This is a genomic window from Bradyrhizobium sp. UFLA05-112, from assembly GCF_053572325.1.
Window position 1 is genome coordinate 34,648 of record NZ_JBANBK010000055.1, and the last position, 23,993, is coordinate 58,640.

Annotated in this window: 18 protein-coding genes and 1 pseudogene; 7 read left to right on the top strand and 12 right to left on the bottom strand. The window is 57.3% G+C overall.

Annotated features, from left to right (window positions below; all coding sequences use genetic code 11):
* Positions 1 to 8: 8 nt before the first annotated feature.
* From SO180_RS27805 to SO180_RS27815, 3 genes are all read right to left on the bottom strand, one after another.
* Entirely contained in the window at positions 9 to 287 is a 279-nt protein-coding gene (locus tag SO180_RS27805; protein ID WP_449382024.1) for a hypothetical protein, read from the bottom strand.
* 325 nt (positions 288 to 612) lie between these two features.
* Positions 613 to 960, bottom strand: coding sequence for a hypothetical protein (locus SO180_RS27810; protein WP_449382025.1), 348 nt, complete (start codon positions 958 to 960; stop codon positions 613 to 615).
* Between the two features lie 194 nt (positions 961 to 1,154).
* Positions 1,155 to 1,838, bottom strand: a complete 684-nt coding sequence (locus SO180_RS27815; RefSeq protein WP_449382026.1) for a LuxR C-terminal-related transcriptional regulator — start codon at positions 1,836 to 1,838, stop codon at positions 1,155 to 1,157.
* A gap of 1,017 nt (positions 1,839 to 2,855) precedes the next feature.
* Between SO180_RS27815 and SO180_RS27820 the strand changes: the two genes are divergently transcribed.
* The gene (locus SO180_RS27820) at positions 2,856 to 3,194 is read left to right on the top strand and encodes an H-NS histone family protein (RefSeq protein WP_449382027.1); all 339 of its coding nucleotides are present in this window, start codon (positions 2,856 to 2,858) and stop codon (positions 3,192 to 3,194) included.
* A 90-nt stretch (positions 3,195 to 3,284) separates the two neighbouring features.
* Here SO180_RS27820 and SO180_RS27825 read toward each other — a convergent pair whose 3' ends face one another.
* The 3 genes from SO180_RS27825 to SO180_RS27835 form a co-directional block, all read right to left on the bottom strand.
* Positions 3,285 to 4,214 carry an ATP-grasp domain-containing protein gene (locus tag SO180_RS27825; RefSeq protein ID WP_449382028.1) on the bottom strand — a complete coding sequence of 310 codons (930 nt, stop codon included), beginning with the start codon at positions 4,212 to 4,214 and terminating at the stop codon, positions 3,285 to 3,287.
* 293 nt (positions 4,215 to 4,507) lie between these two features.
* Positions 4,508 to 5,752 (bottom strand): NAD(P)-binding domain-containing protein, encoded by a 1,245-nt coding sequence (locus SO180_RS27830; RefSeq protein ID WP_449382029.1) that lies wholly within the window; start codon positions 5,750 to 5,752, stop codon positions 4,508 to 4,510.
* Positions 5,753 to 5,835: 83 nt separating this feature from the next.
* On the bottom strand, positions 5,836 to 6,201 hold the full coding sequence (locus SO180_RS27835; RefSeq protein WP_449382030.1) for a hypothetical protein: 366 nt from the start codon (positions 6,199 to 6,201) through the stop codon (positions 5,836 to 5,838).
* A gap of 184 nt (positions 6,202 to 6,385) precedes the next feature.
* Here SO180_RS27835 and SO180_RS27840 point away from each other — a divergent pair, with 184 nt between their 5' ends.
* The 3 genes from SO180_RS27840 (at position 6,386) to SO180_RS27850 (ending at position 8,131) form a co-directional block, all read left to right on the top strand.
* On the top strand, positions 6,386 to 7,240 hold the full coding sequence (locus tag SO180_RS27840) for a hypothetical protein (RefSeq protein WP_449382031.1): 855 nt from the start codon (positions 6,386 to 6,388) through the stop codon (positions 7,238 to 7,240).
* Positions 7,218 to 7,697, top strand: a complete 480-nt coding sequence (locus SO180_RS27845; RefSeq protein ID WP_449382032.1) for a hypothetical protein — start codon at positions 7,218 to 7,220, stop codon at positions 7,695 to 7,697. The genes SO180_RS27840 and SO180_RS27845 overlap by 23 nt, the downstream gene beginning before the upstream one ends.
* Positions 7,698 to 7,897: 200 nt before the next feature.
* Entirely contained in the window at positions 7,898 to 8,131 is a 234-nt protein-coding gene (locus SO180_RS27850) for a hypothetical protein (RefSeq protein ID WP_449382033.1), read from the top strand.
* Positions 8,132 to 8,457: 326 nt separating this feature from the next.
* On the opposite strand, the gene SO180_RS27855 is transcribed toward SO180_RS27850, so the two are convergent.
* The 6 genes and pseudogenes from SO180_RS27855 to SO180_RS27880 all read right to left on the bottom strand — a co-directional run bounded on the left by SO180_RS27855 (position 8,458) and on the right by SO180_RS27880 (position 18,919).
* Complete coding sequence (locus tag SO180_RS27855) at positions 8,458 to 9,783, bottom strand: HlyD family type I secretion periplasmic adaptor subunit (RefSeq protein WP_449382034.1); 1,326 nt, start codon at positions 9,781 to 9,783, stop codon at positions 8,458 to 8,460.
* Positions 9,780 to 11,714 carry a type I secretion system permease/ATPase gene (locus SO180_RS27860; protein WP_449382035.1) on the bottom strand — a complete coding sequence of 645 codons (1,935 nt, stop codon included), beginning with the start codon at positions 11,712 to 11,714 and terminating at the stop codon, positions 9,780 to 9,782. Before SO180_RS27860 ends, SO180_RS27855 begins: the two co-directional genes overlap by 4 nt.
* Positions 11,715 to 12,595: 881 nt before the next feature.
* On the bottom strand, positions 12,596 to 15,775 hold the full coding sequence (locus SO180_RS27865; protein ID WP_449382036.1) for an Ig-like domain-containing protein: 3,180 nt from the start codon (positions 15,773 to 15,775) through the stop codon (positions 12,596 to 12,598).
* A 978-nt stretch (positions 15,776 to 16,753) separates the two neighbouring features.
* Positions 16,754 to 16,975, bottom strand: a pseudogene (locus tag SO180_RS27870) (IS3 family transposase); the annotation flags it as partial.
* A gap of 87 nt (positions 16,976 to 17,062) precedes the next feature.
* Positions 17,063 to 17,872, bottom strand: a complete 810-nt coding sequence (locus SO180_RS27875; protein ID WP_449382037.1) for an FkbM family methyltransferase — start codon at positions 17,870 to 17,872, stop codon at positions 17,063 to 17,065.
* Between the two features lie 432 nt (positions 17,873 to 18,304).
* The gene (locus SO180_RS27880; RefSeq protein ID WP_449382038.1) at positions 18,305 to 18,919 is read right to left on the bottom strand and encodes a class I SAM-dependent methyltransferase; all 615 of its coding nucleotides are present in this window, start codon (positions 18,917 to 18,919) and stop codon (positions 18,305 to 18,307) included.
* Positions 18,920 to 19,580: 661 nt separating this feature from the next.
* On the opposite strand from SO180_RS27880, the gene SO180_RS27885 reads away from it, so the two are divergent.
* The 3 genes from SO180_RS27885 to SO180_RS27895 all read left to right on the top strand — a co-directional run bounded on the left by SO180_RS27885 (position 19,581) and on the right by SO180_RS27895 (position 23,723).
* The gene (locus tag SO180_RS27885) at positions 19,581 to 21,224 is read left to right on the top strand and encodes a hypothetical protein (protein ID WP_449382039.1); all 1,644 of its coding nucleotides are present in this window, start codon (positions 19,581 to 19,583) and stop codon (positions 21,222 to 21,224) included.
* 422 nt (positions 21,225 to 21,646) lie between these two features.
* Entirely contained in the window at positions 21,647 to 22,699 is a 1,053-nt protein-coding gene (locus SO180_RS27890) for a glycosyltransferase family 2 protein (protein ID WP_449382040.1), read from the top strand.
* Between the two features lie 115 nt (positions 22,700 to 22,814).
* The gene (locus SO180_RS27895; protein ID WP_449382041.1) at positions 22,815 to 23,723 is read left to right on the top strand and encodes a DUF6492 family protein; all 909 of its coding nucleotides are present in this window, start codon (positions 22,815 to 22,817) and stop codon (positions 23,721 to 23,723) included.
* Positions 23,724 to 23,993 lie beyond the last annotated feature (270 nt).

Below are 23,993 nucleotides of genomic sequence, written 5' to 3' on the forward strand. Positions count from 1 at the left end.
CATGCCAACTACTTGGCGGCCTTGCTGTCTTTCGGTGTGTCCGCCGGCGCGTCGTCGACCTTGCCGTTGTTCTCAACGCATTTGTTGAAGTAGTCGCGCTGCTGCTTGGCCGTTCCCTTGGTGCTGCCTGCGGCGGGATTGCCGATCTGCCTCGGCGGAAAGGCTTTGGCTACGGCCGCATCGCACGTGCGTGCCACCTCCGCGGTAATCGCCGAAGCAGCCGCGGGCGCGACCAACGTCAGGACAAATGCAAGTCCAATCGCCTTGCGCGAGATGTTGAGAATCACCAGGCAGCTCCATCAGTTCTCGGAGAGTTTTCTCGTGGAACATAGCAAAAAGTGTCGGCGGTCCAAATGACCAAATGCCGCCTCACCGAAAACCGAAGCGATCCTGCCGCAGCGGCCCTCGCGCCAGCGCACGCTCTGAGGAATGCGGTTGCTCCAGCCAGATCAGTTTTCGTTGGCCTTGGGTGAACTGGAAGGAAGTTAGCCACACGACCAAATCACTTTGGAGTGCCGCTTGCGGTAACCATCGCATGAACCCCGATCGGCGCCTTTAGCGCTGCTACGTCGGCACGGGAGGCCCCAGAGGCCTGGACTCTCGGACCGGCACTCAAGTGAGCGCAGGTGACTTGAAGTCCGGGAAACGGGTCAGCATCGCAGCTTTAACGAACTTCAGATGCGAGATTGCCGCAGCCAAATCCTTGAGCCGCCGCTGACCGTTGGAGATTTCGGACGCGAACAGGTCCTGATGGTAATTGTCCAGGGGCTCACGTTCCAGATATTCGTCGGTGCCGTTGCCGAACGTAACAGACGCGCGAGCGAGCGCGTCGTCAACGCGCCGGTTTAGTCCGCCCTGCTCTCTCTCAGCATCCTGCAGGGCGGCATCGATCGCCGCCATGATCGACGCGATCCTTGCTCGATCCGTTTCGGCATCGCGCTCGACCTGTCTCTTATACACATCCTAAACCGTGCTCCCTCCGGGTCCGTACATCCGAGCGTCTCACGCCTTTTCGGACTCGGCTCAGCACACTTCTTGGACAGCCAAGACACAAGAAAAGCCGCAATGCGACGCGGAGAGGAATGAGGCGACCAGAGCGACGATGGGACCTCGGGTAGACCTATGCGATCGCGAACTGCGCGGGTTCCTGGTCCTCACTTCGTGCTGGCACAGTTGTCCTGCGGCGAGTCGTAGGGGTCAGTCTCGAGAGGCGCGAGGCGAGTCTCGTGCCGCGAGATCGCCAAAGCCGCGAGAACGGTGCGGTTTGAGATGTCGAGCTTTTGGAAAATATGATGAAGGTGGACCTTAATGGTCCCATTAGCGACATTGAGACGCCGCCCAATCTCCTTGTTCGACAATCCTTCAGATACGAGTCGCATGATCTGGCGTTCGCGCTCGGTTAATTGTCGGTGAGGCTTCTCCGAGCCTATTTCACCCTGCTGTTCCACCTCCTCGCGCGAGGTGACCGGCGACGGTAGACCTTGCGCAACCCGTCGCAAGGTCCGGAGCAGCATCTCAGGGTCGGCGTCTTTGGTGAGTACGCTGTGGACCCCCTCCGCAGTCATGGTGCTGCGCTCCGCAGACGTGGTGAAGAATATCACGCGAGTAGCCAGTCCTTCGGACTTTACGAGTGCAAGTATTTCGCGCCCGCCGATGTCGGGCATCAATGGCTCCAGAATTGCGATATCAGGCATGTAACGGCGCATTGCTTCGATACAGCTGACCCCATCCTCGCATGCTGCAAGGATCGTGAAGTCGAGCTGCGCCGCTAGAACGCTAGCTAGCCCTTCCCGGACAATCGGATGCCGGTCAGCAATAATCAGCGTGGTGCGCCGCATGCGGTCCTCAGCCTATCTCGATAGAAACCGACAGCGGGGCAGATTAGTCCAATCGGGCAAAACTTTTTCTAAAGCGCCGACATAAAATTAACTAACTTTGCAGAAAGCTAGCCCCGCTCCTGACGAGCCAAACAACTAATAATGGTGGGATTATGTTAACTCTTGCGGCGAGCGAAAACAGCTCCGGTAGAGTACGGCCGCGGCATCAGGGCCACATTATCGCAAAAAGCCGCGACACTTCAGCACGTTTTGGTAGTTAAATCCTAGGTGTTCGCCTTTAAAATGTCAAAACTTGAACCACGCCTGGTGTGTTGTCACGATAACCAGCATCACTTGGTCACATCTGCCGCCTATAACCAACGATATATAGGGATATTCAAGCTGGCCATCTAAGGTTCGATTCAATCTTGTGAGCCCTTACAATCTTCTCAAGGCGCGGAGCTGGCAGAGGGCCATTCGAGGATCAAGTTACACACCCAAATAGTCATACTAATCCGTACAGGGTTGACATTCAGAAATCCACGCTCGGATCGTCAACATAGGGAGGCATTGATGTCACGGGGAGCTATTTAACAATTCGGTTATTCAACAATTTTCTCAGTTGAGGCTTGAACCTCTCAATCAAGATCTTGCGCTCCGATTTCCCTGCCACAGCGATTTCATCGTGCAGGACAGCGCCAGTTCTGAGGTCAAATCCTTCCTTTCGTAATGAGTAGGTGTCCAGATGTATCCTTTAGGTGTATTACGTCAGACTCACCAATCTCTCGTAGTTCAATTCACCGAATTGCAGACCCTGCGAAATCGTGTGTTTGAAGCTGAGCAGCGAATGCTCGGTAGGCGCCGAGCAAACAGGCGACATGACGGTAAGGCTCACCTCAATCGACGGGCTCGCTCCGGCCGGCCCTAGCGCTTTCCGTAAGTATTAGCGCCCCCTCGGGACACCGATCACACTTGCCCGAGCCCGGCACGATCTGATAATCCCCTGCTCCTTTGGGGGTATCAGGTTGGGGACGATCTATGGAGATGCGCGACTGGGGAGCTATGCCTACGTCGGAGCTCTGGGAGTTCTTTGACGAGGTCACCAGTGTACTCAGTCGTAGAATGGCAGCGGAAAAAGCCAAGCTCGAGGAGCGACTGCGCAGGATCGAAGGCGGAGAGATCGATGCCCGGACCGAGCGCGTGCGCCGCCCCTACCCGCCGGTCCTTCAAAAATATCAAAATCCCAAGAATCCTGACGAAACCTGGTCAGGGCGCGGAAAGCAGCCACGCTGGTTGAGAGCCCAACTCCGAGCAGGCAAGAAGCTCGATGACCTATTGATCGCTCAACGGGGTGGAAGGCGCCGGCAGAAGGGGTGAGCCAACCAACCTTCGGCGTCAACACGGCAGCGCGGAGTATAAGGCGCGCTACCAGTGAAGTTGCTGTGCCGCATGGACATCATGCGACACCTATCCACTCTTCCGCAGCGGCTTGGTCAGCCGAGCAAGGAGAGGTGGGATACTCTTCCTGCCATAGTATCCAAAGTACCGTAGAAACTCCGGCTCTTCGAACGGAACGTCGTGATAGGCCCTCGACAACCATCTGCTCGCCGGGTCGCGCCCCCATTCCTGCGGGAACAGCGCCACTTCGTTCGCGATTTGATGATCGACCGGGGTGACGATAGGTTCGTTCGAGATGGCACCAAGCAGCGCCGATGGCAAATCAAGACCATCGAAACCCGGAAAATGATCGATTTGCGTAGCCCGGGGATTGACCTCTATTAGCTTTGCCTGCTGGGTGCCATCTTCCAGCACAAAGTCGAATCCATAGATGCCCGAGAGGTCGAGATGGCGCGCGATCGAGCGCGCAGTAGCAATCATCGCCTCTCCTTTCACGCGGCGAACCACACTTGCCACTCCGAAGTCACTGGTACGCTGCAAGACCTCGACGGCCGCCGAACCGCGAACATCGCCATGCCAGCAAGCCACGGTGCAGTTTGCAAGGCGTCCTGTAACAAACGATTGGACACAAATTTGACCCGTCGAAGACTTCTTGGTCGCCAGAAGGGCCTCGCTGTCGCCGTTCACCAAAAACGACTTTAGCCGACGCACCCAGCTCCTCTGAAGACGCATCCTGAGAAAACAAGGTACGATTTCGCTCGCCCTGCGAATCGCGATGACATCTTTGCCACCAGAACTACCGTCGAGCTTCAGGACAGCCGGAAGCCCGTGCTGCCGAACCCAGTTGAACAGGTCCCCAATAGAATCGATGGCCGCGGTTTGCGGGATGTGAACATCGGGCAACTGCGCAAGATTGGAGAGGAAGGAACGTCGGACAATGACGGGGTAAGAAAGCGGCGATCCCAGCGATGCTCTAATGAGCGACGCAATGCGCCGCATGTCGACCTCATTGGAGAGCGCTGACGCCTCGTCGTGCAATCTGTGAAGATGAGCGACAACGCGATCGTCACATGGCACAATCAGGTCTGGCTGCGATGCAACGATCGCGGCCTTGATCGAATCATGCGCCGAAGTCCTCCGATACTCGAATGTTCGATTTGGGGAATGCATCCGATGAACCGGGTGCCCCGATGGTGCAACGACGTCTACCGCAGAGCCTGCTTTCCGAAACGCAATCGCTAATCGCGCGACATTGGGCCACAACATGCTGTGCGCGAGAAGGACTCTTGCGGTCATTTCTCCGCCCACGCATCAAACTGCGGTATCGGGTAATTGCGTGATCGCAGGCGAGACCCCCGACTCAGGAACGGCGCCAGACGACGCGAGGCAAATCCAGCACCGAAAGCAAAGCGCAACATCGGTCCGAAGCTGTTTGCGGCGGCTGGCCCGGTGAAGAAGAGCCCCTTGATCGACGATTCAAAACGCGACGACAGCAACGGAGCCTGACCTGTGTGCGATAAGCGCGGCAGCAGTGAACCATCGAGATAGTCGAGGCGCCGGATGTCGACGCGATAACCTGTTGCGGCGATCACGTGATCCGCCTCCACGCAGGCGGTCTCGCCAGACCCGTCGCGCAACTCCAGACGGACGCATCCTCGGGAAATGGATGCATGCACCAGCTCGCGGCCGCTCAGCACAGGAACGTGACCGACAAACATGTCCTTCATCGGCCATCCTGCCGCCGGTCCCAGGTGGCGACGAACTACTTCCCGGCGGAAGTTGTCGGGCATGATACGAAAAAGCAGCGGCGCATCGGTACACATCCGCGACCTCAGACCCGGGCCTATACCAGAGCGGGGATGCCTGATGCGATGCCACAACGAACGATTTGTGTCGGACGGCGGGGTCGCGAACATCAGGTTTCGACGCCGGCAGATCAACGTGACGTCGCAACCGCGCGCCTTTAGGAGTGCCGAAAGATCGATCGCCGATGCACCTCCACCAATCACGGCAACGCGGCTGCCCGCGAAACGGCTGAGATCGCGATGATCATGGCTGTGCGAAACAATTTCTGAAGGGAACGCGTCAAGGGGGGGCGGCACATAGCGAAAATGGCCGACGCCTGTTGCCACCACGATGCGTCGGGCCCGCACCATCGCGCCATCCTCGCGGTTGAATGCGAACCCATTACCATGATGTCGAACCGAGCAGATCGTCGTTTCCTCCAGGTTTGGAGCGAAGCGCTTGGCGAACGCCATCCCGTAGTCGATGAAGGTCTTCAACTGGACAGGGATTCGATCGTCGCTGTATTCGATTGAGCGCTCCCGACAGAATCGCGACAGCGTCATTTCGTCCTGGGGATCGTAGAGATTGGAAGCGAAGCCGTCAGACTTCAGCAGCATACCTTCAGGCATGTGCCGCCGCCACAGCTCCATGGGACGCCCAAAAATCGCATGATCGACGCCCGCGGCGCGCAGATGGGCCGCGAGCGCCAGGCCGTAAGGGCCGGCACCGATAATTGCTACGTCAGTATCCATTGCGCTCACCACCGGTCATTCAAATCCACAGACCAATTCACCGCACATAGCCCAAATCGACCAACCAGAGCAGCAGCTCACACTTATGACGGTTGCTGCTTTTCGGTCTCGTCCTGCATGCGCACCTCCAGCGCTTGATCAATGGATGGCGCGATCGCTAGCGCCTGAGAGCGCGTGTCGCTGAGCTCCGACGGCCATAGGTCCACCGGCTCATTTGCTATTAGAGTAGAGATTTTTGCGCGCAGTGCCGGGGCGAGCCGTTCCAGGATCAGGTGCCGCTCCAAACGGATCTCGCGTTCGATAGCGTCCGAATAGAGCCAAAGCGCGTGAATCGTCTCGCGAGGAATTCTACATGGCACGTGTCCAAATTCGGTAACCGCCTGGACCAAGAGCGCCTTGCCATCCCATTCGACTTCGCCGACGAACTCGACCTCGCGGACACGCCCCATTTTTTTCTCTATATATCTATATAAATATTATTTCAGGAGTTATAGTATTAATTCCACCAATTAATGCAACTGCCAATTTTATTTAATACCCAGGCGGGAATACCTTGAAAAAAGCCTATCGATTTCAACTGCCGTTGCCGCCCAAACCCTTCCACGGAGTTAAGGCGACAAGAGGCGCTAGATCGTGACTGCTTCGGATAATCCTATTATTCACGATTCCGTATCGAGCCTCGCGAGGGAGCTGACGCGCGGTGAATTCTTTGCAGGCCTGTTTGCTCTTGGTTGTGCAAGTGGCCTTGCATCTCGTGTCATTCAGTCGGTGCACCGGCATGGATGGGTAGAGGCCACTCTTGGGACCTTTGAGATCAGTGTAGTCGTCTGGATATCGTGTGCCGTTGGAGTCTCTCTCGTACTTCAAGATCGAACGATCGGGATTCGTTCTTCAGAGCTCGTCCTGGGAGCAATCTTTGTCCTGCTCGTCCTCCTACCAATCGGTCCTCTTAGCTGGCTGGCGGTAACTGCGCTCAGCCTCTATGTCATCAACACCGCCCATGTGTCACCGTTGCGGCGCGGCGCTCTTATATTGCTCGCTACTACCGTGCCCATGCTTTGGAGCCGGCTGCTCTTTCAGTTTTTTGCCGAGCAGGTATTACGGATCGACGCATCGCTCGTTGGCTGGATCCTGCGCACGCATCGAACCGGGGATATCGTTGACTTCGTCGATGGCTCCGGCGTTCTGGTGATTCTTCCAGCGTGTTCTTCACTCGCAAACGTGTCGCTTGCACTCCTATGCTGGGTCGTCGTGAGCCAGTTAGTCAGCCACAAGAAATCTGCCTACGATCTATTCTGGCCTGTCATGGCGTGCATTTCCGTCGTGGTGGTTAATGTCACTCGCATAAGTTTCATGGGATTGAGCCAATGGCACTACGCGATGTTCCACAGCTCCTGGGGCGATGCGGTTGCGAACACGAGCATCCTGGGCCTGATACTCGGCTTCTGCGTGCTGGGGGTGAGACGTGAGCTCTTCCAGCGCATTTAGGTGGTCCATCGCGACCGTGCTTTTGCTCGCCGTTGGGTGGAAGATTGCGATTCCGTTCGAAGATCCTAGCCATTTAAGGGAGGATCTTGTCAGGTTTCTCGAACGAAACCACTTCAACGTCGTGGTAGCCGACGAAATGGCGGCGGCCGACATGCCGATCATCCGGGCAACGCGAGCGTCATGCCAACTGCAGGTCGCAAAACTAATTCCCGATGGATCGAACCGGAATCTCGTTCGACATCTTGCGGCAGGCGCGGATCGTTCGTTTGTCGTGTTCCGCGGCGAAGTGTACGCACAACAACCAATAGCCTGGACAGTGCTGCATTATCTATGGTCCAGATTTCTTCGCGAGCTGGGATTGATTAGACAGATTACTCCCGTCATCGACGTGGCGGAGGACCTGTCTTGCAATGCAGAACGGCTCCCATGGGCCGAACTTCAAGATCGTCCAGCCTGACACTGCGCTGAATCCTGGATATCGACGACAGTGGCGGTCAGACGCCGGGTCCGCCCGGCGTCATCTTGTCGCGGGCAAATCTCGGAAGAGATAGACCTAAGATTGATATTGACAGGTATTTAATTATGGTGACTATTAAATAAACGATACGAAATTTATTGACCTGGTCAGATAGTGACCACAGTCGAAAGGAAGAAAATATGACCATACCCGGATGGGTCCTTGCGATTTTCCTTGCAATGGCCGCAGCAGTGCCGGCCGGCGTCTATTTCACGGCTACACTGTTCTTTCCCCCTGACCAGACCTACACCTACGTCGGCCAGGGGACGGCCAGCGGCGCACCGGGGCCCCTCGCAGGCGCAGGGCTATCCTTCGCCGCGGTTGCCTATGGCGCCTACTGGATGGTCAAGCGCCGTCGGCGCAAACCGGACTAGGCGCCAATGTGATCGGCTCCGCGCGGCGGACACGGATAGTCGAATAGTCCAGCTCGTGGCACGCATGTGAGCGGTGCCACGGCGCCCCCCGGGGGCCCTGATTGAACCCCGACTTTTAAATACAGAGCTAGGCGTCGCGCCGATCAATCCCCACCATCCGCAGGCGTTGAAGCCCAAGAGTAACGAAGCTTCGGATTCGCCTGTCACGGGTTTCGAGTGCAGGCGCGTCTTCCGCAATCGCATCCGGCCCAGCCCCCAAGGCTCGACCGATGGGCTGAACCCAAAACTGAGGTCACCCGCACGAGCGGACTGATGCCGATCAAGCATCAGCGCTCCTTGAATGCGCGCCCAGCCTGATCTTGCAGCGGCTTGAGCAGGTAGGACAGCGCGGTCCGACCAGGGGTCTTGATGAAGACTTCGACCGGCATGCCGGGCAACAGTTTCGCCGACCCGAGCTTTTCCATCTCTTCCCGCCTCAGCGGGACGCGGCCTGTGTAGTAGCTCGTGCCGGTACGCTGGTCCTGCGTAATATCTGCCGAGACCATGCTGACCTCGCCGTCGATTTCCGGGGTCGTCTTCTGATTGAACGCCGCGAAGCGCATTGTCGCGGTCTGGCCCACATAGACCTGGTCGATATCGCGCGGTACGATTTTGACCTCGACGGCAAGCGAGTCGGCATCCGGCACGATAAGCATGATTTGCTCGCCGGGAGCGATCACACCGCCGACCGTATGAACGCTCAGCTCGTGGACTCGGCCGGATTGCGGTGCGCGGATGTCAATCCTATTCAACTGATCGACCGCCGCCGTCTTGCGCTCGGCAAGCTCGGAGAGTTTTGATCGCGTTTCGATCAGATCCTTGCCAACTTCAGTCCGCAGGTCCTGGTCGATCTGAATAATCTGGAGTCCGATTTCCGCGATCTTGCCCTTCGACTGGGCGATTGCGCCTGCAAGCTGGCTGCGCTCGCCCTCGAGGCGGGCTGTATCGCGCTCGAGGGAATTGAGCCGGGTGATCGGCACCAGATTTTTCTGAAAGAGGCTGCGGACGCCCTCCAGCTCCTGGCGGATCAGAGTAACCTCTTTCTCCTTGGCCTCGGTCTGCCCGACAAAGCCCTTGATCTCGTTTTCCAGTTGCACGCTTTTCTCCTGCAACTGTGCCTTTTGTCCGCTTCTGGCCTGGCGGCGTAGGTCGAACAACGTACGCTCCGCAACAATCGCGCGGCTCGCTTCGGAATTGGTCTCCTTGGTCCGGTCGAGCAGCGCCTTGGGAAAGACGATCTGCTCGACGCCGTCGCGCTCGGTCTCGAGACGTGCCTGCCGCGCGAGCAACTCGTCAAGACTCTTGGTGACGATCGTCGCATTCGCGAGCGTCTGCGTCTCGTCCAGCCGGATCAGGATGTCGCCGGCATTGACCCGGTCACCCTCCCGCACGCGCAGCTCCCCGACGATCCCGCCGGTCGCGTGCTGAACCTTCTTCACACTGGAATCCACCACGACGACGCCTTGGGCGATGACGGCGCCTGACAGTTGAGTCGTCGTCGCCCAACCGCCGATGCCAAACGTGACGAAACCGAACATGATCGTACCGACAATCATGTAGCGTTGGATTGATTGCATGGCGGGCGCGACATCGAGCGTGACTTGGCTGGTCATCGGGCGCCCCCATGACCATCCGCAACCACCTTAAGCGGCACAGGATTCCGCAACACTCGCCTGAGAACCTCCTCTTTCTTGCCAAGAGACTGGACTCTACCGTCCCCGAGGCACAAGACGTGGTCCACGCCTTCCAGCGCTTTCGGACGATGCGCGACGACGACGACGATCCCACCGCGCCGGCGCACGTTCAGGATCGCCTCGGTCAGCGCCTCTTCACCCTCCGAGTCGAGATTCGAAGACGGCTCGTCGAGCACCACCAGGAACGGTTTGCCATAGAAGGCGCGCGCAAGACCGATGCGCTGCCGCTGACCTGCCGATAGCGCCGTCCCCCCCTCGCCGATCTTGGTGCTATAGCCATCCGGAAAAGAGAGAATGAGGTCGTGCGCGCCCGCAGCATGGGAAGCCTCCAGAACAGCGGCGGCCGTCGCCTGCGGGTCGAATCGCGCAATATTCATTGCAATGCTGCCGTCAAAGAGTTCAACGTCCTGAGGCAGGTAGCCGATGTGTTTGCCGAGGGCGTCGGAAGACCAGTGCTCGAGCGAAGCTTTGTCGAGCCTGATCCGGCCGCGAACACTTGGCCATACGCCGACCAGAGCCCGTGCCAGGGTCGACTTGCCTGATCCGCTCGGACCGATGATTCCGACCGCCTGCCCGCTCCGAAGCTGGAAAGATACATCACCAAGGGTGGGCCTCTCCGCATTTGGCGCGCCAACATAGAGATGCTCGACCGTGAGCGTTTCGACGGGAGCCGGAAGGGCCAAGCGCTCCTCTTCCGTGGGCAGAAGCTGGAGCAACTGGTCCAGCCGTTGTCCCGATTGACGCGCGGCCACGAAGCCCTTCCAGTTCGCAATTGCCATCTCGACGGGCGCGAGCGCTCGCGCCGTTAAGATCGATCCCGCGATGATGATGCCGGCCGTCGATTCCTGATTGATGACGAGGACGGCGCCGACGGCAAGCACCAGCGACTGCAGGATCGCCCGAAAGACCTTCGAAGCACCACCAAGGCCGCTTGCGACATCGCTGGCCCGTTCGTGGGCGGCGAGGTACCTCGCGTTCACATCCCGCCAACGCAAGGCCGCTTGCTGCCGCATGCCCATGGCCTGCAGCACTTCCGCATTTCGTCGCCCCTCGAGCGCCAACGCGCTGCGCGAGACCGCCAGACGCGAAGACGCCTTTGCCGGCCCGCGCGTTCGCGTTTCGGTGAGCATTGTAATGCCGACCAGCACCAATGCTCCGATCAGCGCAGTGATGCCGATCCAGAAGTGAAAGACGAAACAGACGCCGAGATAGATCGGCATCCATGGGAGATCAAACAGCGCCGTGGGTCCTCCGCCCGACAGGAAGCCACGAACCTGATCAAGATCCCGCAATGGCTGCAGGCCGTCACCGTCGGCCCTGGTCTTTAGAGGCAGGCGGACAAGCGCATCGAATATGCGAATGCTGAGCTTCTCATCGAGATAGCGGCCGACGCGTGCGCTGATCCTGCTCCTGACCAGATCAAGCCCGCCCTGGAAAAGATAAAGCACAGTCGCCAACGCCATTAATGCGATCAGCGTCGGTATGCTGCGGCCGGGAAGCACCCGATCATAAACCTGCAACATGAAAAACGAGCCGGTAAGCATCAGCAGGTTGCTCATGCCGCTGAAGGCCGCGAGAGCCCAGAAAACTCGGCGGCAAGACCGCAGGAAAGCTGACATCTCCGACCGCGGCTCGTCATAGTCGTTAGCCGATCGCGGGAGACCGGGGAATAATCGTTGCCGCAAAGCTTCGACGAGGTGTTTCGCCGCGCCGATCGGCCCTTTCGTCCGCAGTTCGGCATCTTCCGCCCACTGCCGTGCGGCGGCCCAAAGCCTCGTCAGATGCGAAAGCTGAATTCGATAAAGGTTTGCACGCAGGGGGATCACCCCCCACCGTTCAAAGTTTGTCATGGCACTCGCCCTTGAACCGTGCCTTATTTGACGATCCCCAAGAAGTAGATCCCCAAGGCAGATTTGAGTTTGATTTCCCTGTCGTCGAGCTACTGTTACGCGAGGTAGAAGTCAGGCCGTTTTTCGCGCCGAGCCTGATCAACTTGAGCGTGTCGCCTCCCGGTAAAAGCGCGACCTCATGGCCATCCCGCCATTTAATCTGCCCTACCAGTTTCTTCGAATTGCACTCAGCTACGAAAGGCTGCTCGCAGAGCGTGATGTCGTGGCGATCTGTATCGAGTCCCCAACCACCTCATGGTTAATCGGTCGGCCTCACGTGCCGGTCGCCAGGGGCTTTTTTGGGACCAGATGGGGGCCGGGCCGAGGTTTTTTTGACCAGCACGCTTACGCACGGCACTGCAATAATAGCGCGATTCTCCTTTTAAATCGCTGCCAATTTCCCTGATGTCACGTCAGGTTGCGAAATTCAACACACCTGCATTACGCCACAGCCTCAGCCCACAGAAATCGGTGCTGAAACACTCTGCGAGTCCATCTGAGCGGGATAGAGACCACGGCACCGACTGTCACGCCGAATTTAATTCTATTTAATTTGCGTATGCTCGCTTTTTTTTCGCGACGAGAGTCGTACGAGATGGACTTATTGGAGCACGGCTCGACACGCCAGGCTTGTCACGAGCGAGAATGGCGGTCGCGCGAAGCGTCGAATGGCTGCCTCGTCCAATCACGTACCGATTTCTGTCCCTTTGCTGCATCCGCGAACAGTGCGAGGCTGCTAGCGCGTATAGAGGCGCCAGAATGCAAGAAGGCGGGGGACCAGCCCCCGCCTTCCATAATCTCCACCGCAGATTGGTGGCTACTCCCTGTCGCTGACCTCTCGGCTACGCGAAATGGAAGTCGTGGCTGGTCAGCTTGTCGAGCTGCGTGTTTTTCAGCGTGAGAGTGTCGCTTCCCGCCGTGACAACGACATCATTGCCGGACTGCGCCGCATGGGAGAGAACACTCGCAAAGCTGTCGAACACACCCTTGCTGAACTGGACGGTGTCGTGAGCTGGGCCACTGGCGGCGAAGTCCTTGATGACATCGCTGCCGAAGTTCGAGGCAAACACAAAGGTATCCGCCCCTCCCTTCCCGACCATGACGTCGTTGCCAGTGGTGCCTGTCAGCGTATTGCTACGGCCCGTGCCAATGATCGCCTCGCCCGAGCTCGTCCCGACGGTATGGCCGGTCGTGTCGACCTGCTCTGCTGTAAAGGCATGAGTCTTGCCCGACAGGTCGGCGGTGTGGAAGCTCCACTTGCCGTCGGCTCCGGCCGTGACAGAACCGGCGGACGCCGTGCCGTCAAACAGCTTGATCTGGCTGTTGGGGTCGGCTGTCCCCTTGATCGTCGCGGTGTGATCCCAGTGCGAACGTATGTTGGTGACGTCAACCGTCGATGTGCCGTGCGAGCCAATCGGCGGATCAATCGGCTGCGACATGGCGCTGGTGTTGCCGGCAACGTCGGTGGCCGAGGCAACGAACGTGTGCGATCCGGTTTGAAGGCCAGAGGTCGTCACACTGAAGTGTCCATCGGCACCAGTCGTCCCCGAGCCAAGCAGGGTCGTCCCCTCATAGACCTTGACGGTGCTGCCCGCCTCGGCCGTTCCGGTCACCGTCGCGCGATGATGGCTGATCGCATCGCTGAGCAGTACCGGAGCATCAGGCGCAGAGGTATCCACCGTCAGGGCGAGGGCAGCCGATTTTCCGCTGGTTGCACTGGAGACTGTGTCCGTGGCCGTGAAGGTGTGCTTGCCCTCAGGCAGCACCGCGGTTGTGTAGGACCACGCCCCCTTGGCGTCCGCCGTGACATGACCGATCTGGGTCTGTCCGTCGTAGACGTTTACCGTGCTCTTCGCCACCGCGGTCCCGGTCAATGTCACCGTATTATCGCTGGTGATGTGATCACCAACCGCGCCCGTGTCCTTCGAGAAGGAGCTGATTTTCGGCGCGGCAGGCAGATTTGAGCCAGAGCCAGAGCCGGAGCCAGAACCGGAGGATCCGCCGATGACGGGATTTACCGCCGCGGACGCGGCACTGACGTTTCCTGCGACGTCAGTCGCCTTGGCAGTCAGGACATGCGAACCGGTCGACAGCGCAGAGGTGGTTAAGCTCCACACGCCGCTCGAGTTGGTGGTCGCCGTTCCGACCGACGTCGTCCCGTCGTAGACCTTGACCGTGCTGTTCGCTTCTGCAGTCCCCGTCACTACCACTTGATGGGCGCTGTTGACCGTATTGCCGGTTATAGTCGGTGTCGGCGTCTGGGTGTCGACGGTGACCGCGAGCGCAGACGACGCCGCGCTGGTCTTGCCCGACGAGTTGGTCGCCGTCGCGGTGAGCGTATGCGTGGCGTCGGTCAGGACCTTGGTGATATAATCCCAGCTGCCCTTCGAGTCCGCAATCGTCGAGCCAATTTGGGTCTTGCCGTCGTAGATCTTGACCGTGCTGCCGGCAGCAGCAGTGCCCTTCAGCTCGAGCGTGTTGTCCTTGGTGATGTTATCGCCAACGACGCCGGTATCCGTGGAGAACGAGGCGATCTTCGGCGCGCCAGGCGCTGTCGTGCCCGACGACGAACCAGACGTACCAGAACCAGACGTACCAGAACCAGACGTACCAGAACCAGACGTGCCAGAACCGGACGAACCCGAACCGGAGGATCCAGAGCCAATGACGGGATCCACGGCCGACGAAGCGGCGCTCACGTTGCCAGCAGCATCGGTCGCCTTCGCCGTAAGAGTATGTGCCCCGGCCAACAGAGCAGAGGTCGTTACGCTCCACACCCCGCTCGAGTTCGTGGTGGCGGTGCCAACCTGCGTCGTTCCGTCATAGACCTTGATCGCGCTGTTCGCCTCAGCCTTCCCCGACAGCACCACCTGATTGGCGCTATTGACCACATCGCTGGCAATCGTCGGCGCATCGGGCGCTTTGGTGTCGATGGTGACCGACAACGCCGCCGAGGTATCCGTGGTGGCACTGCTGGCCGTGGTCGCCGAGGCCGCGCCGGAACTGGGCACCAAATCCTGCACACTGTTGGACTGCACGAGCGGGACGCCCTTATCGGTGACGTTGCCGCTGTAAGTCTGCGCCGTCTCCGCCTGACCGGCGACGTAACCATACGTATATTGGGCGAAAACGTTGTTGACTAGGTGGTTGCCTGTAGAGGAGCCCGACTGCGTGGCATCAAAATAGACGACATACGAGCCACCGCTGAAGCGATTATTGCTGATATTAAAGTCGGCCACATCACGTAGCGCAAGGCAGGAATTAGCCGTACTGTTATCCAAGTCGATGTTGTTGCCAGTGATGGTGGCACCCTTGCTTTGCGTCGCCCCAATGTTGGCACCGGGCACCTGGATCCCGTCAATGTGCGGATCCGGGTTGCCGTTATTGCTAAAGAGATTGTGGATGTAGTTGTTTTCGATCACGGCTCCATTTGCTTCCAGCCAGATTCCATTTTCCGAACCGCTGATATCGCAATTCTTAATAGTCGTACTGGCGCCCTGACCATCGACACCATTTGGATTGATGTCGATGCTGTCGGTCGTATTTTTTCCAATCACCGTACAATGGTCGACAACAGCGCCGGTAGATGCCAGAGACAGGTTCCCAGTAATTTTACAGTCTACAAGCGTCACGTTCGGAGCGGTGATGACAACGTTGCCGGTGATATCAAGGCCGCTGACAACAGCGCCTGCCGTGCTGATCGTGATATCGCCGGATGGCTTGAGCGTCACGCCATCACGCACACCCGTTGTTGATGCATCGGGAAAGCCGGTGGTGGACGTACCGGTGCCGCTGCTGCTTGTCGCCGCCGTGAAGCTATGCGCGCCATCCGACAACGTACCGGTTGTGTAGCTCCACGCCCCGCTGGAATTGGCCGTCGTGCTGCCGAGCAGCGTCGACCCGTCATACACTTTCACCGTGCTATTGGCCGTCGCCGTGCCGCTCAGCAAGAGCGCGCTGTCATTTGTGATGCCGTCGCCGACGATGCCGCTGTCAGTCGTGAACTTGGTGATCGTAGTCAAATCTGTCTCCATGTGTGTCGCGCGTTGAGATCAAAGCCCTGCCTTTAACTCGGACTACGCACTCGCACTCAACGCTTATTACACTCTGCTTACGCTCTGCGCTTACGCTCTGCCCCGCACCCATCCGCTTTCGATAGGCGCCTTCGCTCTGGTCTTTTTTAAGACCATCTTTTTCTTTTTTGGGACCATTCCTTGACTTTTTCGAAGTCCGGATTGACCGGCGAAAGACGCAATAAAAACGCACCTTTAATCGCGAATCACGATCGAATTTTACGCCATAAAATTCGTTTTGGTGCGCGAAAAATCAACCCGGCCAGAGCTCGCCTGACCTACTTATCGTGCAAACACGCTCAAGTCGAAAAAGATATGAAAGCGCGTTGACTGCGACGATCAGAAACCCTGCGGCTGCTGTATTTGACCATGTTCGCGAAGCAGAGGGCGCTCACGATCGCGCCCCAAAGGGAGAAATGTCGAAAAAGCCGTATTCAATGAATAAGAAGCACAGCGAGCGCGCTTACAGGCGACAGGCGTCTCGCGCTAATGAAGGCCCCACTCTGGTTTGGCGTTCACGGCCCATGAAAGCACCGCTATGGCAGCCTGTTGGCTTTAAGTCGCAGCATAATCAAAAACAATAATCTTTCGGATCATTTTAAATCGAACATTGAAAAAACAAACAAATCGAAATCAAGATTGTTCGAATTGGCTCCGAGCCACTCGAATGCAGCGACACATTACTCGGCGTTACCACCCATACCATTGCTATCTCAACTTTGCCCGGATTGGCGTCAGAGAAATGCGGCGCTGTAGGCATGCGGAGCACGCGCACGCGTTATCCATCGTGCCCACACCGCGCGAGCCCGCGCACTTTGCTCGCGCCAGACTCGCCCTTGGTGCCTTGGTGCGCGGGTCGCCTAGTGCCTGATGAAAGCGCCGCTCTTCCGCGATGCCGCGCCTCACACCCGTCGGGGCGCCTCATGATTTGAGGGATCGCCACAACCGCTCGATGACATGTCGTCCATCCAACGCCCACAGCGTTCCATCGAGATTGCAACGCCGGCGTCCGTTAGCGCGTCGATGAAGGTTGCCGACGTAAACTGCGCGCCCTGGTTGGTGTTGAAATTCTCAGGCCTGTCGTGGCGCGCTAGCGTGTCATCGAGCGACGCTAGAACAGGAGGACGCGTCCATCGCGTTCGACTGCCGCACGGAAGACGCATCCCCCATGCGCAGCGTCAAGGCCAACTCGGGAACGACCGCCGAGCGGTCACGCAACCGAACGAAACATCACCACTAGACGGCGCCAGCTGAATTCTTTTGGTGAAACCATTCGGCGGGCAGCACCAAATCCGGGCCGTTTACGTCATTCGTTGCGTCTAACGGATGGGGAAATGTTTGAGCGAAGGATAACGACTTTGCGCGATCCCTCCTGATTAAGGTCATCTCTTGCACGCGCGGTATCACAAGTGAACCGCAAGAGATACTTCGCCCATAGTTGTTGGGATGATTGTGAACGATATAAAAATCCTGCAGCAGTCGGTGAAAGACTGCCGCAATAAGTCGAAATGCGTGCGTATCCATCAATCGCTCGAGATCATGAAACTCGATCACAATGATACGGAAGCGACGAAGAGTTTCGCGCGAAACATTGAGCAAAATGGACCACTCCGCGCCCTCGATATCCATTTGTAGAAGCAAGTCGCCGTTATTTTCCAGCTTGCTGGATCTAACCCAATCATCCAGTGTAATTGTCGTCTCGTTGTTAACTACACCGAGGAACTTCTTCGTGAACTGAACCATCTCGGAATCAAAGGGAGCTGCTTTTACGGAACCATCGGCCAGAAAGCAGGGAATGCCTCGTTCAATAAGGCTAGCTTCAAAGGAAGCGCGATTATCGACGCCGGGCGAGAAGCAGGCGACCACACCAGCAAGATCATCAGGAACCAGATAGCCGCCATCCCCGTGGTCGCCCAATCGGATCAAACCGTACCCCGTGTTCATTGGGTGCAGCTTGGCAACAAGGTCCCGCACGGCCGCAAGATCGGTCCGTTTGGCAGCAGCAAAACCGAAATGCAAACAGGCCGTCACGAACGATATTTTCAAGGGTGATAGCATCGGGCGGGCTCTTACGCGTTACCTCGGGCAGCAAGCGTCGACACCAAACAGATCGGCCGCTTTGCGTCAAAGGCCAGAGATTGGGCAGCCCAAGCGCGCCCATTTTTTATATTATCTCGTTTAATCTTGCAATTTAATAATGCTATTAATTTTGCGATTGATAACAGAATGCCGTTTATGCTCGTTTTCAACATCCACGTGACACAACCGGTCGAGCCCCATAGCAATACACATACCGACTGACGGGCAGGTCGAAAGTAGCGAGAATGCTTGAAACACTGCACGTGTCATGGTCGCTCCGAAATTGAGAGCCCTCAAGACAAGCTCATTTGCTGGCCGAGGAAGCTGCCTAAAAATCAGCCCCGGCACATCCTATCGAGGCGGCAGATGCATTCGTCGTCTCGTTGCTCGCCCAGATATTCAGTCGATCTCTGCTTCCGTCCGCCTGTAAAAGTGCACTGAATGCTCGCCTCGGCCCGCGGCTTGCCAATAGCCGTACAGTTCGAGCCAAGGTTGCCTGGCAAATACCTTGCCTTGCTCCTCATTGCAGTTCACAAACGCCAACCGGATGCGACGGTGCCGGCTGTCGTGGTCCATCTTTTGAAGTACCGAGGCCAGCGTCGAGGCGCCAAACGGACTGAAGAAGAACAAAGCAGTCGCTTCCGTGTAATCAAACTCCTCGGCGGCGCCATTATGCACAAGCACGGGCACCCTGCGTCCGCGCATTCGCGCCGCATTCACCCGCGCTTCCTTGCAAAAATCCTCGCAATAGTCGATTCCCACGACCTTCCTGCATGGGCGCCGCGCCGCACAACACAATATCCTTCCCTTGCCGCAACCGACATCGACGAACGTATCTGAAGGCTGCAGCGAAAGATGACGAAGAACCCTGTAGATCGCTGAATAGTGGATCGTGGCGTAGTGCCCGGCGTCGGGCTTGTCGACCTCGGCAATTCCTCTCGTTGATATATTGAGCTGAGCTTCCCAACGGAAATTATTGAGACGCTCAAGGATTTGGTTTCCGGCGCCCAACATGAAATCCCTCCGCTCGGCGATCTGTAACGGAACGCTGGCTGGATCCACGCGGCTCTATGACCTCGCTCGGTCATTTTCATACATTAAATGAAATAGTCAAATCTAAAAGCTTTAAATTTTGATTAAAATGTCGTAACATCGATCAAAATCATTCCGTGCATATTATATTTAATTGTCGATCCTGAGGTGTGTGTTGAGCAAAGAGATAGACAACGTGACGTTTGAGTTCGCCGTCGATCACGAATTCCGTGAAGAGTTGTTTCGCGAATGTCGCTTTGTTCTGAAGGGCGGACGACCGAGGTTCGTCCACTGCGTTTTCGTGGACTGCATCTTCGAACCGGCCTTCTCGACCGACCCGTGGGCTGGCTTGCTGCAGACCTGCATATCGACGAAAAGCGAACCGATAGACAAGCGAATTTCTAGAGCGAGGTGATCGACGCGACCCCAAATCCGGCACGGGTCGAATTGGCACCTCTTGCTATTGCGTCACCCACTTGAAGGCCTCTCCTCTGGAGCGACAGTCAGTCAACACAGAATGCCAGCGTTGCTTCGGTTTCAACCTTCTTCAGGATTCTCTACAAAGATACTCATTTCGACATGATCGTAGAGGCGGATTGTCCCGAAGCTCGCGGCTAAATCTGCTTGAGTGGGAAACCGATTCATGGCCGCTAAAGGCGTCGTGTTCTTATCGATGCTTTGTTTCGTGCATTTGAGTTGTGCCAAGGGCTTCACCCCGCCTCCAGTTGATTTTGGCTACCCAGCGACCGCGCCTGCCGCAGCGGAAACTGTTGTCTACCCTGTCGCTCGCGTCTCACCCGCCAAAGGCGCGACGGTTTCGGAGACGACCAATGCTTTGGAGTTTAGCGGCGCGGCGGGTGTGCCGTTTCTTGTGGACGGCACGACTCTTGATGCCGACAATTTAAACGGACCTCATGACGCCTCGCACGAGACGGCCAATTTGGCCGACGCCACACACACGCTCTCGGCCCAATCCGGTACTGCGGCCAAAACGTCAGCGGCGAATATTTCGATCGAGGCCAACAACACGCAGGGCACGCCGACACGCATAGCCACGACGTCCTTCTGTCTCTCAGAAGCCGCTGTAAAGTACGCCCTCGGTGCAGAAAAGGTGTGGTACGACCCCAGCCTCTCAGGAGGAGCGCACCAACACGTGTTTAACAACGCCGAAGTGATGAAGGCGATAAATTCCTACTGTGGCGACACTAGAACTGACGCCGCACTCCTGCAGCAAATCCGGTATGTTCTGGCGCCGAACCGGGGGCCGACGGCGACCGGCGGCTACCAAGATCAAAAGCAAATGGGCGGCGCGATGATGTTCCTCTTGGCGAAGAACACGCCGCGCATTTGGAATCAGCTGACGGCGACTGAAAAGGCTTTGATAAGCATCAACATGGAAGCGTTGACGTACAGCTCCGTGCTGACGACGAAGGACGAGGTCCACGCCAACATCGTGGATGACATGGCCGGCGATCCCAATGATCGCGATTACAACCCGAATATTCAAAACGGAATGATCGGAATGATCATCATGACCACGCTGTACTGGGGCGCCGATCAGTTCGAAGCGAAACTCGCGGCCTACGACGACGCGGTTTTTATCGCGAAACTGAGGCAATACGGTATGACCAATCTGCTGTGGACATACACAAATCCCCATCGGCCGTCGGGAGCGGTTATTCAGGCCGGCCTAAGACAGATTGTGAACGGCCATATCTACTCGTTCCATGGGATCACTGAGCGCAATCTCCTTCAGCTCTTCGGATACATTGCGGACCGAACGTTTTCGAAAACGGTGGCATGCGGCTTGAACGGCGGCGCGGGAATCGGTGGCGCGGCCAGGATCGTGCGCAATTGTGATCTCCTACCGAATTCAGGCGCGCAGGGAATGCTGTTCGAATTCGACTCCGTCGATGCAGAAGGTCAACGCAGCTCCGCGGGCTACTCTTGGGATTCCTGGTATTCGCTTCTCAACGCGCGCGCAGCTATGCAAATGTTTGGAGGTTTAAATTCATCGAGCCTACAAACTATCGTCACGATAACCGCGTCTGATGGCGAAAAACGCATGGACGATATCATCAACCGGTTTTTGATCGGCACGAAGGATATGCTCTTTAAACTTTCTCCGGCGGCCAACCAGGGGGGAGGGTATATTTCGTATTCGCATGCTGAATCTGAGGGAGTTATGGTTTTCGATCCCCACACCGTACGGTCGAGGGGTTATATCGGCGACGCGGCTATATTAAATGTTTTGCAAACAAACCTGGGTAAACCCACAGTTCCCTAGCTGGCACATTCGATGAGGCTGCCTTGCGATTAGGACTGCCCCGCATTACGCCGCGAAAGATATCTTCGAGCGTTTCGGCTTCGAGAGGCTGGCGGAACTAGGATTGTGGAGTGCGATAGGGACCGCCGGCCGCAAGGGCGACGAATGAGGATTGCACTCCAGAGCCCTGGAGGACGGTGAGAGCCTCACAGACATGTTGGCAGAAAATCGGCGCCGCGATACAGCCCCGGCAAGCACTGCCCCGCATTCTAAAGGCTGGCCTCAGCGTCCTCCAAAAATCACTTGCAGGTCTATTTAATTGTGTTTTAGATTAAATGAGCTACATTAAATCTAGTTATTTTACTAAGCTGGGACGCGGAGGTAAGACCATCGATACCCGAAGGAGCAGTGGCCGGCAGCCGCCGTCCAGCGAGGAAGGAAACGTGAATTTTGAAGGGCGCAGTGCACGTTCACAGCGGTTAGCTGATGACAGGCCCAACACTGAATCTCGACTGTCAATCATCATTGTGACCTACAACAGTGCGCGTGTCCTACCAGGCCTGCTGGATTCCTTGCCGGCCGGACTGGAGGGGGTGAAGCAGTTCGAAACAATCATCGTCGATAACGACTCACGTGATGGTAGTGTCGACATCGCAGCCGCTCATCCGGTCCGACCGAGAGTAATCAGAATGGGCCGAAACGCCGGCTATGCCGCGGCCATCAATGAAGGAACCGCCACTGTTGGCCCCGATGCAAATTTGTTAATTCTCAATCCGGACGTCCGTCTCACCCCCGGCGTGGCGAGGTTGCTAGTTGATCGGCTGATGGACTCAGCCGTTGGTGTAGTGGTGCCGCGAAATCTGGATGAGAATGGAACGACTTGCTGGTCAATTCGCCGAGAGCCCTCCGTTGTGACCGCATGGACGGACGCCATTCTAGGCGGAACATTGGCTGCCCGGATCGGCACAGGCGAGATGGTCGGCGATCCTGCGATGTACGATCGGGAAGGCCCGATCGATTGGGCAACTGGAGCGATTCTCGCGGTTTCGGCGGGGGCACGTCGGATCGTCGGCGATTGGGACGAGTCGTTCTTTCTGTACATGGAAGAAGTCGACTACATGCGACGGGTGCGGGAGAGTGGATTTTCCGTGGTGTACGTGCCAGAGGCGAAAGCGATCCACATTGGAGGAGAGTACGGCGAAAATCCTCGGCTTTCGGCCCTGTTGTCAACCAATCGAATTCGGTACCACCGTAGGCACCACGGTGCGTTATCGACGGCTGCATTTTGGCTAAGCGTCATTCTAGGGCAAGGCATCCGTGCCCTTCATGGACCTAGCGGACACAGGGCCGCCGTGCGAACAGCGCTGATGCCCTGGACATTGCCACCTGAGTACCGAGTACCAACGGCCACCTCAGATCATCGCGGCGGCTCGTCCGCTTCGAGGATCCAACAAATAGAACCACCGACGTCCGCCCTTGGAAGTGAGCGACATTAGCGATCTTTTTTGCGCAGGCGATTTCCTTGACCAACGAATGACCAATTCTTAGGCCGACCAACTTACATTTGGAATCATTTAGACACAGGTGATGCGGGCCGCCAGGAGAATGGTCATGAAGCGTATGTCCATAATTACACCCAGCTTCGCACCCGATTTCGAGTTGTGCAAAGATCTGCACCGGTCGATTCTCGAGTACGCGCCTGACTCGGTCCACCATCACATCATTGTGCCTAGATCGGACATCTCGCTCTTCCGACGTCTCGCGGGCCCCCGCACGCACATCCGCTGCGAAGCCGACTTCCTGCCCAGTTCATTTGTACCCATGCCGTTGACCAAGTTCACGGTCAATCTGCGACGGCCGATCCCGCCGGTCCGTGGCTGGATCCTTCAACAAGTGGTCAAGCTGGCCGCCGTCGCCGCAAGTGAGGATGACGTGGTACTGCTCGTTGATTCCGACATTGAACTCATCCGGCCGTTCAGTGTAGAGACGTTCATCCACAATGAAACAGTTCGCTTTTATAGAAAGCCGAACGAGATCGACCAAAGACTGCCAAAGCACGTGATTTGGCACCAGGTCGCCCGCGGGCTGCTCGGGCTGAAGCTAGCTCCGCCGCCGCATGCCGACTACATCTCGTCACTCCTAGCTTGGGATCCGGCGATCGTTCGCCAAATGCTCGGAAGAGTGGCGACTGTGACAGGCCGCCCATGGGCCACGGCTATTGCCGGGCAACTCCATTTCTCCGAGTGGACGCTCTACGGCGTGTTCGTGGACGAAGCGCTGGCTGCGCCCGCCAACTCGTTCGCTTCCGAGGATCCCCTTTGCTTGGCCTACTGGAATGAGGGCCCGCTGAGCAGGCAGGGCGCCATAGACTTCATCCAACGCGCCAAATCTACCGATATTGCTGTCATGATATCAGCCAAGTCTCGCACCCCGCTAGCGGTTCGGCGCGCCGCCTTCGCTGGACACCGAACCTGGGTTGATCCATCAGAAGCGGTACTCCTGCCGAACGCGCAAGGATAATCGATCAAGGCCTTGAGTGAGGGTCGCTTTGCTTGGCCTACTGGAATGAGTGCTCGCTGAGCAGGCAGTGCGCCACTAGTTTTACCAACGCGCCAAACCTACCGATGTTGCTGTCATGATCTCAGCGAAGTCCCGCCCCGTTGGCGGTTCGGTGCGCAGCCTTCGGAGCATCGGGCGTTTACCACACTCCGTCGTAATCCTCCGCTGGGGGCCGCCTTGTCAGGTGGACCGTTGTGTTGAGAACTGTCCTTATGGACAGGCATACTCACA

What these genes read in the sequence shown, in the direction of transcription:
- SO180_RS27815 (WP_449382026.1), bottom strand. Translation starts at nt 1,838, where the DNA reads ATGCGGCGCACCACGCTGATTATTGCTGACCGGCATCCGATTGTCCGG.
- SO180_RS27820 (WP_449382027.1), top strand. Translation starts at nt 2,856, where the DNA reads ATGGAGATGCGCGACTGGGGAGCTATGCCTACGTCGGAGCTCTGGGAG.
- SO180_RS27825 (WP_449382028.1), bottom strand. Translation starts at nt 4,214, where the DNA reads ATGCGGCGCATTGCGTCGCTCATTAGAGCATCGCTGGGATCGCCGCTT.
- SO180_RS27830 (WP_449382029.1), bottom strand. Translation starts at nt 5,752, where the DNA reads ATGGATACTGACGTAGCAATTATCGGTGCCGGCCCTTACGGCCTGGCG.
- SO180_RS27835 (WP_449382030.1), bottom strand. Translation starts at nt 6,201, where the DNA reads ATGGGGCGTGTCCGCGAGGTCGAGTTCGTCGGCGAAGTCGAATGGGAT.
- SO180_RS27850 (WP_449382033.1), top strand. Translation starts at nt 7,898, where the DNA reads ATGACCATACCCGGATGGGTCCTTGCGATTTTCCTTGCAATGGCCGCA.
- SO180_RS27855 (WP_449382034.1), bottom strand. Translation starts at nt 9,783, where the DNA reads ATGACCAGCCAAGTCACGCTCGATGTCGCGCCCGCCATGCAATCAATC.
- SO180_RS27860 (WP_449382035.1), bottom strand. Translation starts at nt 11,714, where the DNA reads ATGACAAACTTTGAACGGTGGGGGGTGATCCCCCTGCGTGCAAACCTT.
- SO180_RS27880 (WP_449382038.1), bottom strand. Translation starts at nt 18,919, where the DNA reads ATGTTGGGCGCCGGAAACCAAATCCTTGAGCGTCTCAATAATTTCCGT.
- SO180_RS27885 (WP_449382039.1), top strand. Translation starts at nt 19,581, where the DNA reads ATGGCCGCTAAAGGCGTCGTGTTCTTATCGATGCTTTGTTTCGTGCAT.
- SO180_RS27895 (WP_449382041.1), top strand. Translation starts at nt 22,815, where the DNA reads ATGAAGCGTATGTCCATAATTACACCCAGCTTCGCACCCGATTTCGAG.